Origin of the sequence: uncultured Draconibacterium sp. (assembly GCF_913060805.1) — a bacterium.
Classification (GTDB): Bacteria; Bacteroidota; Bacteroidia; order Bacteroidales; family Prolixibacteraceae; genus Draconibacterium.
The window spans coordinates 1-15,826 of record NZ_CAJXTC010000010.1 but is presented as its reverse complement, the minus strand read 5'-3'; the positions used below and the strand labels follow the sequence as shown (position 1 = coordinate 15,826).

Annotated in this window: 17 protein-coding genes; 10 read left to right on the top strand and 7 right to left on the bottom strand. The window is 40.4% G+C overall.

Annotation, left to right across the window (positions count from 1 at the left end; translation table 11 throughout):
* Positions 1-73: 73 nt before the first annotated feature.
* From QZ576_RS07885 to QZ576_RS07845, 9 genes are all read left to right on the top strand, one after another.
* The gene (locus QZ576_RS07885) at positions 74-1,510 is read left to right on the top strand and encodes a carbohydrate porin (RefSeq protein ID WP_297095824.1); all 1,437 of its coding nucleotides are present in this window, start codon (positions 74-76) and stop codon (positions 1,508-1,510) included.
* Positions 1,511-1,590: 80 nt separating this feature from the next.
* Positions 1,591-2,322, top strand: a complete 732-nt coding sequence (rluF, locus tag QZ576_RS07880) for a 23S rRNA pseudouridine(2604) synthase RluF (RefSeq protein WP_297095822.1) — start codon at positions 1,591-1,593, stop codon at positions 2,320-2,322.
* Between the two features lie 154 nt (positions 2,323-2,476).
* Complete coding sequence (locus tag QZ576_RS07875; protein ID WP_297095820.1) at positions 2,477-3,730, top strand: metallophosphoesterase; 1,254 nt, start codon at positions 2,477-2,479, stop codon at positions 3,728-3,730.
* Between the two features lie 93 nt (positions 3,731-3,823).
* The gene (locus QZ576_RS07870) at positions 3,824-4,399 is read left to right on the top strand and encodes a hypothetical protein (RefSeq protein ID WP_297095818.1); all 576 of its coding nucleotides are present in this window, start codon (positions 3,824-3,826) and stop codon (positions 4,397-4,399) included.
* Positions 4,400-4,453: 54 nt separating this feature from the next.
* The gene (locus tag QZ576_RS07865; protein ID WP_297095816.1) at positions 4,454-4,750 is read left to right on the top strand and encodes a DUF6787 family protein; all 297 of its coding nucleotides are present in this window, start codon (positions 4,454-4,456) and stop codon (positions 4,748-4,750) included.
* Entirely contained in the window at positions 4,747-5,340 is a 594-nt protein-coding gene (gene msrA, locus QZ576_RS07860) for a peptide-methionine (S)-S-oxide reductase MsrA (RefSeq protein WP_297095814.1), read from the top strand. Before QZ576_RS07865 ends, msrA begins: the two co-directional genes overlap by 4 nt.
* 146 nt (positions 5,341-5,486) lie before the next feature.
* Positions 5,487-5,891: a YciI family protein gene (locus tag QZ576_RS07855; RefSeq protein WP_297095811.1), complete on the top strand. Its 405-nt coding sequence runs from the start codon at positions 5,487-5,489 to the stop codon at positions 5,889-5,891.
* A gap of 315 nt (positions 5,892-6,206) precedes the next feature.
* On the top strand, positions 6,207-6,632 hold the full coding sequence (locus QZ576_RS07850) for a MarR family winged helix-turn-helix transcriptional regulator (RefSeq protein ID WP_297095809.1): 426 nt from the start codon (positions 6,207-6,209) through the stop codon (positions 6,630-6,632).
* 31 nt (positions 6,633-6,663) lie between these two features.
* Positions 6,664-7,296: an NAD(P)H-dependent oxidoreductase gene (locus QZ576_RS07845; RefSeq protein WP_297095807.1), complete on the top strand. Its 633-nt coding sequence runs from the start codon at positions 6,664-6,666 to the stop codon at positions 7,294-7,296.
* A 68-nt stretch (positions 7,297-7,364) separates the two neighbouring features.
* Here the strand turns inward: QZ576_RS07845 and QZ576_RS07840 are convergent, their stop codons facing one another.
* Positions 7,365-8,051 (bottom strand): nitroreductase family protein, encoded by a 687-nt coding sequence (locus tag QZ576_RS07840; RefSeq protein WP_297095805.1) that lies wholly within the window; start codon positions 8,049-8,051, stop codon positions 7,365-7,367.
* 40 nt (positions 8,052-8,091) lie between these two features.
* Positions 8,092-9,177, bottom strand: coding sequence for a hypothetical protein (locus tag QZ576_RS07835; RefSeq protein ID WP_297095803.1), 1,086 nt, complete (start codon positions 9,175-9,177; stop codon positions 8,092-8,094).
* Between the two features lie 149 nt (positions 9,178-9,326).
* Here QZ576_RS07835 and QZ576_RS07830 point away from each other — a divergent pair, with 149 nt between their 5' ends.
* On the top strand, positions 9,327-10,601 hold the full coding sequence (locus tag QZ576_RS07830; RefSeq protein WP_297095801.1) for a hypothetical protein: 1,275 nt from the start codon (positions 9,327-9,329) through the stop codon (positions 10,599-10,601).
* A 74-nt stretch (positions 10,602-10,675) separates the two neighbouring features.
* Here QZ576_RS07830 and QZ576_RS07825 read toward each other — a convergent pair whose 3' ends face one another.
* The 5 genes from QZ576_RS07825 to rfbA all read right to left on the bottom strand — a co-directional run bounded on the left by QZ576_RS07825 (position 10,676) and on the right by rfbA (position 15,554).
* Positions 10,676-11,428 carry a DUF1080 domain-containing protein gene (locus QZ576_RS07825; RefSeq protein ID WP_297095799.1) on the bottom strand — a complete coding sequence of 251 codons (753 nt, stop codon included), beginning with the start codon at positions 11,426-11,428 and terminating at the stop codon, positions 10,676-10,678.
* A gap of 75 nt (positions 11,429-11,503) precedes the next feature.
* Positions 11,504-13,246: a phospho-sugar mutase gene (locus QZ576_RS07820; RefSeq protein WP_297095796.1), complete on the bottom strand. Its 1,743-nt coding sequence runs from the start codon at positions 13,244-13,246 to the stop codon at positions 11,504-11,506.
* A gap of 2 nt (positions 13,247-13,248) precedes the next feature.
* Positions 13,249-14,106 (bottom strand): dTDP-4-dehydrorhamnose reductase, encoded by an 858-nt coding sequence (rfbD, locus tag QZ576_RS07815; RefSeq protein ID WP_297095793.1) that lies wholly within the window; start codon positions 14,104-14,106, stop codon positions 13,249-13,251.
* Entirely contained in the window at positions 14,103-14,666 is a 564-nt protein-coding gene (rfbC, locus tag QZ576_RS07810) for a dTDP-4-dehydrorhamnose 3,5-epimerase (RefSeq protein WP_297095790.1), read from the bottom strand. The genes rfbD and rfbC overlap by 4 nt, the downstream gene beginning before the upstream one ends.
* A gap of 6 nt (positions 14,667-14,672) precedes the next feature.
* Complete coding sequence (gene rfbA / locus QZ576_RS07805) at positions 14,673-15,554, bottom strand: glucose-1-phosphate thymidylyltransferase RfbA (RefSeq protein WP_297095788.1); 882 nt, start codon at positions 15,552-15,554, stop codon at positions 14,673-14,675.
* Positions 15,555-15,826 lie beyond the last annotated feature (272 nt).

The window sequence follows — 15,826 nt, the reverse complement described above, 5'->3', positions numbered from 1 at the left end:
ATTAGTTCCGCTAAGTGTTGTAACTTTTACTATTAATAGCTAAACTATCCAATTCTGTAAACGCAACCAACTTATGATACGTCAATTCATCATCCTTTTCTCTGTCTTTTTAATTCTCCCCATCATTTCCATTGGGCAGTTAAACTACATCGAACAAGGCGATAAAACAGGTTTCAGTTTCGACACCTACGGACGTGTAGGTGTTGACTGGAATTACGATAATGGCGGGTCGATTGGCCGGCGACTCAACCTGAATAATATGGGAAGTATTGGTGGCCGCCTTGAAGAACAAGATTACCTGGAACTGGTTCCAACCTTCCATTTTAAACCATTTAACGAAAACGACCTCACTAAAATAAAAGTACAAACCCGGTTTGCCGTTTATTCCAAAAGTTTATCGCTTTTCGGAAATTCATCAACCAGCAGTTTGGGAGGACTTACCATTGCCATGCCCGAAATTTATGCAGAAGCCAGCAACATTAATGGCAAAGACCTAAGTATTTGGATTGGAGCCCGATTGTACCGAAAAGGCGAAGTACATATTGCCGACCATTTTTTCTTCGATGATCATTCGGGGCAAGGATTTGGAATTGAGTATAAAAACACACGCTTTGCCTCCATTTTTGTCTCCTCAACCGATACAACTGCCGATGTTCCTCCGTATTTCTATTTGAATATTGGCGACGGAGTTGCAAACATTGCGCTTCGCCAACGGAATGTACTTATTCTCGAACACGATTTTCAGTTGTCAGAAAACAATAAACTTACCGGGTTATTTGAATTTCACCGAATGGGAGGAACAGAGAGCGATCCAATTCCGGAGCCACGAACTGACAACGCGGACGTTGTTTTGAACTACTCTGCTGATCATGGTTTTGTATACGGACTGAAACTTCAATCCGACCTGCCTTCTCTTGAAATTGGCGCCTACAATACTTTGGCGGTTCGTTATGGTACCAGCATCGCTAATGGTGGCGACGGCGGTCTAACAAAAACATGGATAACTTTTGGTGCTCCCGATCTCGATAAACTCGACTATTCCGGTGCCTATTCCCTGGCAATTGTTGATGAGGTAAAGTTTGACATCAGCGAGGAAAATAATTTAAATGCCTATCTCATTTTCACACAAAGTAAGGGAGCTGCCGACACAAAAGGCATGGCCGAAACCTATTGGGGCCGCGAAGTTTACAACTACAAACAAGATCTGACAATTGGTTTCAGAGATGTGCATTATGTCACCGATAAGTTTCACTTATTAAGCGAGTTTCACTATTCGCAACGAAAAGATGGCGAAGATCCGAAGTACTGCTACCAGAAAATTAGTTTGGCACCGACCTTTGCCCCAACGGGCGAAAAAAGCACCGGTGTTCGGCCACATTTCAGGTTTATTTTTTCATTGTCGCACTACAACGATGCTGCCAGCGAAAACCTGTATTCGCCCTATTTACAATTTGTGGGCGAACAAAAATGGGGACATTATTTAGGCGTGAAAGCTGAATGGTGGCTTTAGCCTGTTTAATTCATAAATTATTCTATTCCCAAAGAAAATTTGTGACTTAGTCAGGCTAGATTTCCTACTTTTGCCCCCGGATGGAAAGCAAACGATTAAATAAAGCGATTTCGGAAACCGGTTTTTGTTCGCGTCGCGAAGCCGACCGGCTGATTGAAAGCGGGAAGGTAAAAGTAAATGGCGAAATTGCCGGGCTTGGCGTTCAGGTTACTTCTGATGATCGTATTGAAGTTGATGGACAACTGATCACGAAAGAGGTTCCGAATATCTACCTTGCTTTTCATAAACCGGTTGGAATAACCTGCACCACCGACACCAGCAAAAAAGACAACATTGTTGATTTCATCAATTTCCCAGAGCGGATATTTCCCATTGGCCGCCTCGATAAACCCAGTGAAGGACTGATTTTTATGACCAACGATGGCGACATCGTAAACAAAATTCTTCGCGCCGGAAACAATCACGAAAAGGAATACATTGTTAACGTAAACCGAAAAATCACACAGGCTTTTATCCGTCAAATGAGCAACGGCGTTCCGATTTTAGATACCATCACTAAAAAATGCCGGGTAGAACGCATCAACGACTTTTCTTTTAAAATTGTTCTTACGCAAGGTTTAAACCGCCAGATTCGCCGTATGTGCACGCATCTGGGCTACGAAGTTACCCGCCTGAAACGAGTTCGAATAATGAATATCGAACTCGGAAATTTAAAACGGGGAAAATACCGTCATTTTACTCCCGATGAGCTAAAAGAAATTAATCGTCTGGTAGCCGACTCAAGCAAAACCGAAGAAGCTTCTGAAGATTAGACAGGTTCCTACTTCCTCCCTACCCCAATTTATTCTGCTCGCATTTAAGATTTTTTGTGATTTGTTTGCAACCCGAATTACAAACTTTTTAATAATAAAACTGTTTATTTGCAACGAGTTAAAACGATGAGGTAATTTTATGAGAGCGAGTGCCATGTTATTAATTCCCCTGTTTATTTTTATGCTGCTGGTGGACATTTACACCTACCGGGGAATAAAACCACTGCTCGCAAAACTCAAAATAAAATTCATAAAACAATCCTTAAGCATCGTATTTTGGGCAATTTCAGTTGTTGTGTTTGGCGGATTTTGCCTTTTTATGTTCGGAATAAAACATGTAAAACAGTCGGAGGCATACATCTATGCCGGCTACCTGGTATCGGCATTTGCACTGTTCTATTTTCCGAAATTTGTATTTATTGTATTTGTATTACTAAAAGATATTCAGCTGATTTTTCAAAAGATTTTCAGCTGGTTAAAAGGAAAAAGAAAGAAAGATTTATCACGAAATAATTCGGGAAGGAAAATGGAGAGAGCAGAATTTTTATATCAAATGGGATTGGTTTTGGCAGCCGTTCCGTTTGCGGGGATTCTTTATGGCGTTACAAAAGGTAAATTTAATTACCGCGTGATGCGCGAAAGTTTGCATTTCGATAATTTGCCAAAATCGTTTAAAGGATTAAAAATCGTACAGATATCGGATATGCACCTGGGCAGCTTTAACAAAAAGTTCGACCAGGTGGCAAAAGCTGTTGAGCTGATTAACGAACAGGAACCGGATATTCTATTATTCACTGGCGACCTTGTAAATAATTTTGCCGAAGAAACTGAAGGTTGGGAATCGGTTTTATCGCAGCTGAATGCCAAAATCGGCAAATATTCGGTACTTGGAAATCACGACTACGGCGATTATTCGGAATGGGAATCACCGGCTGCCAAAGAAAAAAACCTGGCTGCCATCAAAAAATTTCATCAGAAAATTGGTTTCCGTTTGCTGCTGAATGAAACAGAAACCTTAACCATTAACGGCGAAGAAATTGCACTGGTTGGTGTGGAGAACTGGGGAAAACCACCTTTCCCGCAACACGGCGATTTGAAAAAAGCTTCAGAAAAAGCACAAGGCCAGTCCTTCAAAATTTTAATGAGCCACGACCCGTCGCACTGGGATGCAGAAGTACTGGAATCTACCGACATCGACCTTACATTTGCAGGCCACACGCACGGTATGCAATTTGGTATAGAACGTGCCGGAATTAAGTGGAGCCCGGTACAATATAAATATCCGCGCTGGGGAGGTTTGTATCGAGAGAAAAAACAATTCCTGTATGTAAACCGCGGGTTCGGATACATTGGTTTTCCGGGCAGAATTGGTATGCCTCCGGAGATTACCGTGGTGGAATTAACTTAAGAAAAAATCTTCTCCCCAATCGGTTACATTGGCATGGTTTTGGCTGCCTACATGTCTTTTATTTTGTACATTGCCGTGTAAACGAAATCAACTATGAATCTAAGTCCGCGAATACAGTTTCTAATTAAAAATGGTCTGAAAGGATTTGTCTGGCTGCTCATAATTTTGGGGGCCTACTTACTTTTTAAGGAATTTGTAATATCGCGTGCACCCGACGAATGGATGGATAAAATTTACGCCAAACCGATGTTGGTTTACCTGGTGTATTGTTTATCCGAATTTTTCTTTGGTATTATTCCGCCCGAACTTTTTATGATTTGGGCCATCAATAAAGATACCATTGCGCATTATTTTCTGAACCTGGCCTTTTTTGCTGCGGTCTCCTATTTTATGGGCTACCTTACATTTCTTATTGGCCGCTTTTTCTACAACCGCGACGGGCTTAAACGTTTCAGAAATACCCTGCTAAAAGAACAGTGGCCATTGCTAAAAAAATATGGTTTGTTCCTGATTATTGTAGCGGCACTAACTCCACTTCCGTGGGCTGCTATCAGCCTGCTGGTTGGTTCGGCCGGCTACCCATCAAAACGTTACCTAAAATATGCCCTATTCCGCTTTTTACGCTTTGCCATTTACGGTTACATCATATTCCAAACCCATATTATTTAAAGCAACACAAAACATACATTCTACTCTTTTGTTAATAGTAGCAAAAGTGAGATAATGTTTGAGCGACTTAAAAAGAAATGGAACCTGAACAGTAATTTCCAGGTTTTAATAATTCTGTTTGTATTTTCAATAACCGGAAGTGCTGCGCTGTATGTGCGCAAAGGAGTTTTCGATCTCGTCGGCATAACCGAAACCACCAGTCTTTGGATAAAAGTTCCGCTATACATCGTTACCGTAGTTCCGGCTTACCAGGTGTTATTTTTACTGATTGCCTCCGTTTTTGGACAATTCCGTTTTGCCTGGGAGTTTGAGAAAAAAACGTTTTCGCGATTTATACCTAAAAAGAAATGAAAACACTAGCAGTTATATTCACACTATTAATTTATTCAAGTACTTGTATGAGTAAAGATTTGCAGAAAGCCACACTCGGCGGAGGATGCTTTTGGTGCACCGAAGCCATTTACCTGGAGTTAAAAGGAGTTGTTGATGTAAAACCGGGTTACAGCGGAGGACACGTAAAAAATCCAACGTACAAGGAGGTTTGCGAAGGAACAACCGGCCACGCCGAAGTAGTGCAAATTACTTTCGATCCGGAGGTGGTGAGCTTTTCAGAAATTCTGGAAGTGTTTTTTATGACACACGACCCTACAACGTTAAACAGACAAGGCAACGATGTTGGTCCGCAATATCGTTCGGCAATATTCTATCACAACGAAGAACAAAAAGAAGTGGCAGAACGTGTTATCGATCTTTTTGAAAAGGAAGAAGTTTACAGCAGACCAATCGTTACCGAAGTTACCGAATTCGACAAGTTTTACATTGCGGAAGATTACCACATAAATTATTATGCGCGCAATAAATCGCAAGGTTATTGCCAGTTTGTAGTGGCTCCAAAACTGGAGAAATTCAAGAAGATATTTAAAGACCAGTTGAAAAAGTAGAGTGTTATCAATCACTGGTCATTGGTTATTAGTCATTTAATACTGAATGCTGAATACTAACAATCTATAACATAAAAAAAGAAAGGATGCCATCTTTCTCTAAATAAAACAGATAAAGATGGCATCCTTAAACAAAATAGTCAACTATGAAAAGAATTGTTTTTGCCTTTTGCCTTTTAACTTTTGCCTTTGCTGTTTCGGCCCAGGACCAGCGCGAATTCTCCTACACCGAAGGCGACACCACCTACACCATGAAACGTTATGTTTTTATGCTCCTTGAAAGTGGAGAAACAAAAAGTAAAGATTCGACAGAGGCAGCCTATTACCAGCAAATGCACATGGCGCACCTAAATAAGTTGGCTGAAAGTGGAAAGCTAATTGTAGCCGGTCCGTTTGAAGGAGGTGGCAATAATCGGGGATTATTAATTTTTGATGTGGCAACAGTTGACGAAGCTTTAAAACTGGAAGGAGAAGATCCAACAGTTAAAACAAACCGGTTAAAAATGAATGCCTTTTACTGGTGGGGCGCAAAAGGTACTGTCATTAAATAATTCCCTATTAATTCTAAAACAATTCCCCCATTTATATTCATAAATATTCATGAAATATGCGAATCAAGGGTTGAATCACAGATTGTATAAAAATCCTTGATTTTACCTCAAATCCTAAAGGATGATCAAGTATTTTCTGCCTTTCTTCCTTCAGGACCGAGGTAAAAAAGGGAGAAAATCAAGGTTATACAGTAATTTTTTCAACCCTTGATTGGTATGAAATATTAATCTTTTCTAAAATCCATTACATTTTATACCATTATATCGTGCACGATTTTATTTTGCACTATATTTGTACAGCAAAAGTTTTAATAAATGGATGAGGAGTTAAAATTAAAGAGTCAGGTATGTTTTCCAGTTTACGCCTTATCGCGCGAAATCGTTAACGTGTATCGCCCGATTCTTGAAGAGATTGACATTACCTATCCACAATACCTGGTGATGATGGTTTTGTGGGAAAATGAACCGCAAAAGGTGCATGAAATAGGTGACAAATTGAATCTCGAAAATGGAACGATCACCCCTTTATTAAAACGAATGGCTGCAAAAGGTTTGATTTCGCGCAAACGCAGTAGTTGCGATGAGCGCGTAGTTGAAATATCGCTTACCGAGAGCGGAAAACAATTACAAACCAAAGCCGCAGAAGTTCCGCAAAAAGTGGTAAAAGCAATGGGAATTACACCTGAAGATTTAATGCAGCTAAAAGATTTAGTAGTTAAAATATTAAACAGAGCCAAGTAGGCTTCAATTATTAAAGTCAAAATATTAAACAATGTCATTATTAGAAAATTTACAGTGGAGATATGCCACTAAAAAGTACGACCCCACAAAAAAAGTAGCGCAGGAAGATGTAGATAAAATTGTTGAGGCAGCACGCCTTGCTCCTACTTCGTCGGGTTTACAGCAGTTTCGTGTAATCGTTATCACCGACCAGGAATTGAAGGATAAAATCGTTCCGATTGCATGGGGACAGGAAATAGTTGCAGAGTGTTCGCACCTGTTGGTTTTTGCAGCCTGGGATCGTTACACCGAAGAACGTATTGATGAGATTTACAACCGCACTACCGATGAACGCGGATTACCTCGCGGTCGTTTTGGCTCTTACACCGACAAACTAAAAGCAGCTTATTTACCTCAATCGGCTGAAGAAAACTTTATTCACACTGCCCGCCAGGCCTACATTGGTTTTGGATTGTCGATTGCACAAGCCGCTGAGCAAAAAGTAGATTGTACGCCAATGGAAGGTTTTACTACCGAGGAGTTAGACGACCTGCTTGATCTAAAATCGAAAGGATTAAAAAGTGTAACCATGCTTCCTTTGGGATATCGCGATAATGATGGCGACTGGTTAGCGTCGATGAAAAAAGTTCGTAATCCGAAAGAGGAATTTGTGATGGAATTCTAATTAATAGATAGATACTATAAAAAGCCTGTTCCAGAATGTTGGAACAGGCTTTTTTATTTATTTAAAAATTAAAAACTGTTACTGACTATAAAATCTCCGAGTGCCTGCTTTTCTTTTTCAGGCCATTCTACCGGAACGCCAACCGGAGTAAAACAAACACGCGTATAATTTTCAGGAATATTAAATACTTTTCGGGTCAGTTCCTCCGAAAACGAATCGGTGATATGAACGGTTCCATAACCAAGCGCACGTGCAGCAAGCATTAAATTTGCAGCAGCCAGAGGGCCATCCCAGTGGTTATAATGCGGATAACGACTGTTATTATCCGTTAGAACTACAATGTAAGCCGGCGCCGACAAATATCCGGTTGTTAACTGTTTGTCATACTCGTTTAGTTGCTTCTTCAGCTCTTCGCCTGCCAGCTTTTTCTCATCTTTAAGATAGGCTTCAGCTTCTTTCAGTTTTGCAGCTTTTAATGCTTCAATTTTCTTTTTATCGGTAATAACCAGAAATTTCCAGGGTTGCTGGTTGCCCGCTGTTGGAGCCATTCGTGCTGCATCTACTATTTTTTCTAAATCAGCTTTCGGCACCGGATCCGATTTATAAGCACGCACCGAGCGACGGTTTTTAACTACCTCCCAAAATGATTCTTCGGTTTGGCTGACTAAGTTTTCTCCGGCCGATTTTACAACCGGAATTAATGTTAGTCCGGTTACCAATGCAGCACCGGCCTTTAAACTGTGTCTTCTGTTCATTGTTTAAAATTTTAAAGGTTATTTCAATGGTTTTATTTTATTACAGAATTTTAATACCGTTCAGGTTTTCGAACCGGGCTTTAAATCCCCAACCGCCAAAATTCTCGGCTACCAGAACAAGAATCTCATTCTTCCCTGATTTCAAATCGAGGTAAACAGAATCGAAATACCCCATTGTTCCCAGAAAACGATAATCGCGGCTTCGGTAAATATCAGCGCCCAACCAAACCGCTTTACCGTTTACAAATATTTTGGCCACATCGCTAAATCCAAAATTCATCATCTTAATCAAGTCGGTTTCAGAATCAATAGTGATTTTCAGAAGAACTGCATTCTTTTTCTCGGCCAAAGCTGCGGTTTTCGAGATATTTAAAAGTCCATTTGCTTCAGTTTCCCAATTTTTGAATTGAAGCTGTTTTGTAAAATTAGCTGGGAACAAATTTTCATTGATCAGTTTTTCGGCATCAAATACTTCAGAAACCGGGTAACTTTTTATAACCTCATCACCCACTTTAACTATTTCGTTAAACTCTCCTTTTAACTCAGGAGAAACCAATGGAGTAATTTTTATATCAGCAAAACGGGCCGGCCCGTAAAAGGCTATTTTCCCTTGACGTTCGCCCATTTTTAACTCGTGAATAACCAGCATCGGCTTTTTCATATCCGAAATATAAACCTCACCTCTATTTCCCGATATCACCAATTTTACCTGGAACCACTCATCAAAAACATGCTGTTTTACCGCGCCATAACCTTCGCCGTAATACAGTTGCCAACCTGCATTACCGTTATAAACCGGCGTGTATTGCATGGCATCGGGATTACCACTCTGGTGTTTGCGTATGTAAAACTCTTCGGTGTCTCCCATTCCATCGCCCCGAAAACGCACCCCGGCAAATCCCCTTCCCGGTTGGATACACATTTTAAACTCAATAATGCCATTTTTTAATGTAAAATCACTGGCAGTGGCAACTCCCTCGTCGGTTTTCAAACAGTCTTTTCCCTTATAATTTTCGTTAACAACTTTTCCGTTCAAGATCCAGTCGATTCCGTCGAGACTAACATGCTCTTGGGCGGAAACAGAAAGATTAATAAGTATAAAAAGTAGTGTTACAAATGTTTTCATTGCTTTGGTTTTTATGAATCTCGTGAAACAAATTTCAGCAACAACACTGAAAATCAACGTTCAAACCGTAGTCAAAACATAATCAAAACGTATTCACGCATAGAAAACCGATCGTTCTTACTATTTTTAGGAACCAGAAATTAATGACCATGTATAACGAAACAGAACAGGAAAAAAAGTTCGTAAAAATCATTGTTCAGCAAATTGCCGAGAAATTGCATGTTGAGGATCCGGAACAATTGCAGCAACGCGATTATGAAAATCTGAACCTTCTGATTCAGGAAAAAACCGGGATCAATCTGAGTGTTTCCACCCTGAAAAGAATTTCTAAAAACCAGTTTCAGCGCATTCCGCAAAAAAATACACTAAACGCACTGGCACAATTTCTGGATTATAAGGATTGGTACGATTTTAAAGATAACCATGCTGATTCTCCCGTAGCACCAAGAAAAAGCAAGAGACTGAATTTTAAGTTTCAGAAACGCGTACTTTATATCCCGGCTACTGTAATAGTTGTGGCCCTGTTTGCAGTTATTCTTTTAAACAGTAAGCCGGCTCAAAGTTACTCTGAGGCCAGCTTTACAAGCCGCACGAATGTTAGCAGCGGAGTTCCCAATACGGTTATTTTCGATTACGATATCTCGATGTATGATTTCGACAGTGCTTTTATTCAGCAATCGTGGGATGCCCGCCGACGTGCTGAAATTAAAAGGCACGAAAAATATTCCACCTCGGTATATTATTACCCGGGCTATCATCGTGCAAAAATCATGATCAATGATCAGTTAGTAAAAGAAATACCGGTTTACATTACTACCAACGGCTGGCTGTCGCTCATTCAAAATCCGGAAAATGATTTGATCCCGATTTATGTGAATGAAAATTGCATCGGCAACAATCAGATATACATTTCGCCGGAAACGGTTAAAGCCCATCATGTCGATTTGTCGAAAAACAATCATGCAACTTGCTTTTACTATGTAAACGAAAACTTTAACGGCGACAGTGATAATTTTTCGTTTGAAACACGGGTTAAAAACAACATTGATGAGGGAGGACTGGCTTGCCAGATTTGCGAAATATCGATATTTGCTGAATATGGAAGACATGTGCTTCAGTTAGCAAACCCTGGATGTATTGGAAGTATTTTTCAGAAATTCGGAACAGAATATGTTATGGGAACGAACAACGATCTTTCGGCATTTGGTACTGACCTGAATAGTTGGAACTCACTTAAACTGGACATCAGCAATAAATTCGTAACCGTTTTGCTGAATGATGAGGAAATTTACACCACTTCTTACGAAAACAGTAATGGTGCTTTAAAAGGAGTTTCATATCGATTCGCCGGAAGCGGTGCTGTTGACTATACTAAATTGTCGGACAATAACGACCAACTTGTTTTTTCTGAAGAGTTTGAATAATCCACCTCCTCTATTTATTTCATAAAAAACCGGAAGCACAAACTCCCGGTTTTCATTTATCTTTTGTATTTCATCTACAGTTCGCGAATCCAGATATTACGGTAACTCACCGGATTTCCGTGGTCTTGCAACTGAATAACATCGGCACCGTGTTTTTCTACACTGTATTCAGGAATACCAATGTATTCTGTTGGTCCGCGCAATTTTGAATTGTTTTGAACCAAAACACCATTGTGCAGAACAGTAACGGTTGGCGGTGTAAAATAGGTTCCGTCGTCGTTAAAACGCGGTGCAGTGTAAATAATATCGTACACTTGCCACTCGCCCGGGCCTTTACAAGCATTTACCAGCGGTGCGTGTTGTTTGTACAAACTTCCGGCCTGACCATTGCGGTAAGTACGGTTGTTGTAGTTATCCAGTACCTGCACTTCGTAACGTTTCTGAAGGAAAACACCACTGTTTCCACGTCCCTGGCTTTCGCCAATTACTTCGGCGGGTGATCTCCACTCAATGTGTAATTGAAAATCTTCGAAAGAACGTTTTGTCTGAATGATTCCGGTTCCTCTTTCAACGGTTACACAACCGTCGGCTACTTTCCAGCCAACAGGGCCACCATCCTGGTTTGTCCACTCGCGGTCGATATCCACACCGTCGAATAAAACAATGGCATCCGAAGGTGCATCAGCCGGAGTTTCTCCTGGTGTAATTACCGGTACTTCAGGATCCCAGATTTCAGTCATTTCAGGAACCATTTCTGGTCTTTCCTCTTGAGCGACTGCGCACACTGCTACAAAAAGCAAGGCTACAGTGAAAATTTTAAATTTCATTTTTGTTGATTTAGGTATTTATATTTTAATACAAATGCGCTAAACGGCCAAAGCCGCTTAGCACTAAAAACTTTATTACAATCCCAGTTCTTCCATTATTGCATCGATCTTGGCATCGGCTTTTTGCTCTTCAGCATCAAAATCTTCACGTGCTTTCAATTCGCCGGCTACCTCAAAATAGAACTTAATTTTAGGCTCTGTTCCCGATGGGCGAACCGAAATTTTTGTTCCGTCCTGCGTAAAGAACTGCAAAACGTTTGAAGTAATCTTCTGATCGATTTTTTTCTCTTCGCCGGTTATCAGGTTTTTCGCAATCAAGGTTGAGTAATCTTTTACCCATTCCATTGGCGAGCCACCCAATTCTCTTGGCGGATCGTTTCGGAATTTAGTCATGATCTGCTGAATTTCTTCGGCACCCGACTTTCCTTTACGAACCACATATTTCATTTTCTCGCGCGAGAAACCATATTCAAGATAAATATCCTGCAGTAATTCGTACAATGTTTTGCCCTGATCGATTGCCCATGCAGTGATCTCGGCCATTAAGGCACATGCCGAAACGGCATCTTTATCGCGCACAAAATCAGAAGGCATAAAACCAAAACTTTCCTCGCCACCTCCGATGTATTTTTTCACACCTTCGTTATCGCGAATTACTTCGGCAATAAATTTAAATCCGGTGTACACATCAAAATATTCGATGTTATTTCGGCGGGCAACTTCGGCAATCATTTCAGTAGAAACGATTGTTTTCACTACAAACTCGTTTCCTTTCAGTTTGCCGGCTTCCTTCATTTTTACAATAATGTAATAGAAGAAAAGCAGCGCAGTTTGGTTACCGTTTACAATGATGTATTCGCCTTTATCGTCTTTCACCACAACACCAATCCGGTCAGAATCAGGGTCGGAAGCCATAACAACATCGGCATCAATTTCAGCGGCCTTTTTCATGGCCATTTCCATGGCTGCAGGCTCCTCCGGGTTTGGCGAAACCACTGTTGGAAAATCGCCGCTTACCACATCCTGCTCAGGAATATTTATGATGTTTGTGAAACCAAATTCGCGTAAAGCAGCAGGAATTAACTTCACTCCTGTTCCGTGAATTGGCGTATAAATAATTTTAATGTCTTTGTGACGTTCAACAACGTCAGGCGAAATAGAAACCTTTTTAACCTCTGCAAGGAATTTGTTATCCATTTCCTCTCCCAGAATTTCGATCAACTCATCAGGTCCATCGAATTTGATATCTTCCGGTTTTATTTTGGCAACCTCGTTAACGATGTTTACGTCGTGCGGACCAACAATCTGCGAACCATCTTCCCAATAAGCTTTGTAACCGTTGTATTCTTTAGGATTGTGCGATGCCGTAAGAATAATACCACTCTGGCAGCCTAGTTCGCGAATAGCAAACGACAACTCAGGTGTTGGACGTAAATCATCGAACAAGTATGCTTTAATTCCATTGGCAGCAAAAATCTTTGCACTGGTTTCAGAGAACAAACGGCTGTTGTTTCTGCAATCGTGACCAATAGCCACTTTTATCTCATCAAGATCAGCAAAATTTTTCTTCAGGTAATTACTTAATCCCTGCGTTGCAGCACCAACTGTGTAGATATTCATACGGTTGGTTCCTACGCCCATAATGCCGCGAAGACCGCCGGTTCCAAACTCCAGGCTACGGTAAAAAGAATCAATCAGCTCCGTTGGGTCTTCAGCATCTAAAAGCGCTTGAACCTGAGCCCTTGTTTCTTCATCGTAAGTATCCGAAAGCCATTCCTGTGCTTTCGCTCTTACTTCCATTAATTCTTGATTTTCCATGATTATTCTCTTTCTAGATGTTTTATACAGATTTTTAAACTATCGCGCCAATACGGAACTTCCAACTCGTAAGTTACTTTTATTTTTGCTTTATTCAGCACACTATAGGCCGGTCTTTTTGCAGGTGTCGGGAAGTTCTCCGAAAGTACTGGTTTAACTTTACAATCAACTCCTGAAATTTCGAAAATCGCCAAAGCAAAATCGTACCAGCTGGCCACTCCTTCGTTAGAATAGTGATAAATACCGGGCACGAACTTTTCACTTTCAGCCACTTTTAAAATTGCTGCAGCCAGATCGGCGGCATAAGTTGGCGATCCAACCTGATCGAAAACCACGCCCAATTCATCCTTTTCTTTTCCGAGGCGCAGCATGGTTTTTACAAAGTTATTTCCGAAAGCAGAATACAACCAGGCTGTTCTAATGATCACTGTTTCAGGATTTTCAGCCTGACAATTTTGCTCGCCCTCGAGTTTAGTTTTGCCGTAAGCTCCGTTTGGTGCAACCGCATCGGTTTCTTCATAAGGAAGATGTGCATCGCCGGCAAAAACATAATCGGTTGAAACATGAATATACTTTGCGCCAACAGCTTTCGAATATTTTGCAAGCAATTTAGGTGCAAGTGCATTAACTTTTTGTGCAGTTTCAAAATCCGACTCTGCTTTGTCAACAGCTGTATAAGCTGCACAATTTATTACCAACTCAAAGTTGTTATCAGCAAAGTAACTTTTTAACTGTTCTTCATCGGTAATATCCAACGAATCAACATCAGTAAAAACAAACTCCCAATCTGGATAGTTTTTACTGAGCAAGTTTAATTCGTTGCCCAATTGTCCGTATGCGCCTGTTATTAATATCTTCATTGCTGATCGTAAACAAAATTCATTTCTGCATCTGCAAAATCTGGTCCTGCCAAATCTTTCTCCGAGACAATTTTCTCACTTTCACCTAACTGCCAGTCAATCCCAATTGTTTCATCAAAAGGATTAATCGAGCGTTCAGTTGCCGGATTATATAAATTGTCGCATTTGTATGTAAAAATAGCGGTATCGCTCAAAACAGAAAAGCCATGAGCAAAACCACGTGGCACATATAACTGTTTTTTATTATTCTCATCGAGTTGAACGCCAAACCACTGTCCAAAAGTAGGCGAACCTTTGCGCAAATCAACGGCAACATCATAAACTGCACCTTGTACAACACGTACTAATTTTGCCTGCGCCGCATCGCCCAATTGATAATGCAAACCTCGCACCACTCCTTTTGTTGAGCGCGATTCATTATCTTGTATAAATGGTTTTATGATACCGGCTTCCCGATATCTTTCTTCGTGAAAAGTTTCAAAAAAATATCCTCTGTCATCCGCAAACACCCGCGGCTCGATTACCACTAATCCGGGGATTCCCGTCTCTACTATATTCATTCCTTATTAAAATGTAAATGCTTTTTTGCTGGCGATTTTTAATAAATATTCGCCGTATTGATTTTTACTGAGTGGCTTGGCCAAATCAATCAATTGTTCGGTACTGATGTAGCCTTTTTTCCATGCAATTTCTTCGATACACGAAACTTTCAGTCCCTGGCGCTGCTCAATGGTTGAAATAAAATTAGAAGCCTGCAGCAAACTATCGTGTGTTCCGGTATCTAACCAGGCAAATCCACGGCTAAGTAGTTTCACTTTCAATCGGTTTTCTTCGAGGTAAATACGATTCAAGTCAGTAATCTCAAGCTCCCCGCGTTTTGAAGGTTTTAAAGCTTTTGCTTTTTCAACCACATCGTTCGAGTAAAAATAAAGGCCGGTTACCGCGTAATTTGATTTTGGCTCGTCCGGTTTTTCTTCGATACTTGTTACTTTGCCTGCCTCGTCAAACTCAACAACACCGTATCGTTCCGGATCATTCACGTAATATCCAAAAACAGTTGCGCCATCTTCCAATGTTGCTGCCTGCTCCAGAATCTTCCTGAATTTATAACCATAAAATATATTGTCGCCAAGAATCATACTCACGTTATCGTCGCCAATAAATTCTTCGCCAAGAATAAATGCCTGCGCCAAACCATCGGGCGATGGCTGTATTTTATACGACAGTTTCAGACCGAGTTGCGAACCGTCGCCAAATAATTTCTCATACAAACCAATATCTTCGGGAGTTGATATAATTAATATCTCACGAATTCCTGCCAACATTAAAACCGATAGTGGATAATAAATCATGGGTTTATCGTAAACCGGAATTATTTGTTTCGAGATTGAACGTGTAATTGGATAAAGACGGGTTCCTGAACCGCCGGCTAAAATTATTCCTTTCATCTTATATGGTTTATTAATGTATTGCTTGTCTGATTTTATCAGGCTTCAAAAGTAAATAAAAGAAACCCGGAATGCAATCCAAAATAAGGCCATAAAACTAAACTATGTTAATCACAAGGTATTTTAAGCTAAAAAACGGTCCAATTTCGCTCTATTTCAATAAAATAACACGAATCTTTTGTTTTAATAGAATTAAGTTATAATTTTGCGCGCGCAAATTTTAACAAATATAAAGTCTAACTCATTAATTTAATTAAAATTACATGACAGAA

Excerpts from the sequence above, each read along its gene's own strand:
- QZ576_RS07885 (WP_297095824.1), top strand. The coding sequence starts at position 74 with ATGATACGTCAATTCATCATCCTTTTCTCTGTCTTTTTAATTCTCCCC.
- rluF (WP_297095822.1), top strand. The coding sequence starts at position 1,591 with ATGGAAAGCAAACGATTAAATAAAGCGATTTCGGAAACCGGTTTTTGT.
- QZ576_RS07875 (WP_297095820.1), top strand. The coding sequence starts at position 2,477 with ATGTTATTAATTCCCCTGTTTATTTTTATGCTGCTGGTGGACATTTAC.
- QZ576_RS07870 (WP_297095818.1), top strand. The coding sequence starts at position 3,824 with ATGAATCTAAGTCCGCGAATACAGTTTCTAATTAAAAATGGTCTGAAA.
- QZ576_RS07865 (WP_297095816.1), top strand. The coding sequence starts at position 4,454 with ATGTTTGAGCGACTTAAAAAGAAATGGAACCTGAACAGTAATTTCCAG.
- msrA (WP_297095814.1), top strand. The coding sequence starts at position 4,747 with ATGAAAACACTAGCAGTTATATTCACACTATTAATTTATTCAAGTACT.
- QZ576_RS07855 (WP_297095811.1), top strand. The coding sequence starts at position 5,487 with ATGAAAAGAATTGTTTTTGCCTTTTGCCTTTTAACTTTTGCCTTTGCT.
- QZ576_RS07850 (WP_297095809.1), top strand. The coding sequence starts at position 6,207 with ATGGATGAGGAGTTAAAATTAAAGAGTCAGGTATGTTTTCCAGTTTAC.
- QZ576_RS07845 (WP_297095807.1), top strand. The coding sequence starts at position 6,664 with ATGTCATTATTAGAAAATTTACAGTGGAGATATGCCACTAAAAAGTAC.
- QZ576_RS07840 (WP_297095805.1), bottom strand. The coding sequence starts at position 8,051 with ATGAACAGAAGACACAGTTTAAAGGCCGGTGCTGCATTGGTAACCGGA.
- QZ576_RS07835 (WP_297095803.1), bottom strand. The coding sequence starts at position 9,177 with ATGAAAACATTTGTAACACTACTTTTTATACTTATTAATCTTTCTGTT.
- QZ576_RS07830 (WP_297095801.1), top strand. The coding sequence starts at position 9,327 with ATGTATAACGAAACAGAACAGGAAAAAAAGTTCGTAAAAATCATTGTT.
- QZ576_RS07825 (WP_297095799.1), bottom strand. The coding sequence starts at position 11,428 with ATGAAATTTAAAATTTTCACTGTAGCCTTGCTTTTTGTAGCAGTGTGC.
- QZ576_RS07820 (WP_297095796.1), bottom strand. The coding sequence starts at position 13,246 with ATGGAAAATCAAGAATTAATGGAAGTAAGAGCGAAAGCACAGGAATGG.
- rfbD (WP_297095793.1), bottom strand. The coding sequence starts at position 14,106 with ATGAAGATATTAATAACAGGCGCATACGGACAATTGGGCAACGAATTA.
- rfbC (WP_297095790.1), bottom strand. The coding sequence starts at position 14,666 with ATGAATATAGTAGAGACGGGAATCCCCGGATTAGTGGTAATCGAGCCG.
- rfbA (WP_297095788.1), bottom strand. The coding sequence starts at position 15,554 with ATGAAAGGAATAATTTTAGCCGGCGGTTCAGGAACCCGTCTTTATCCA.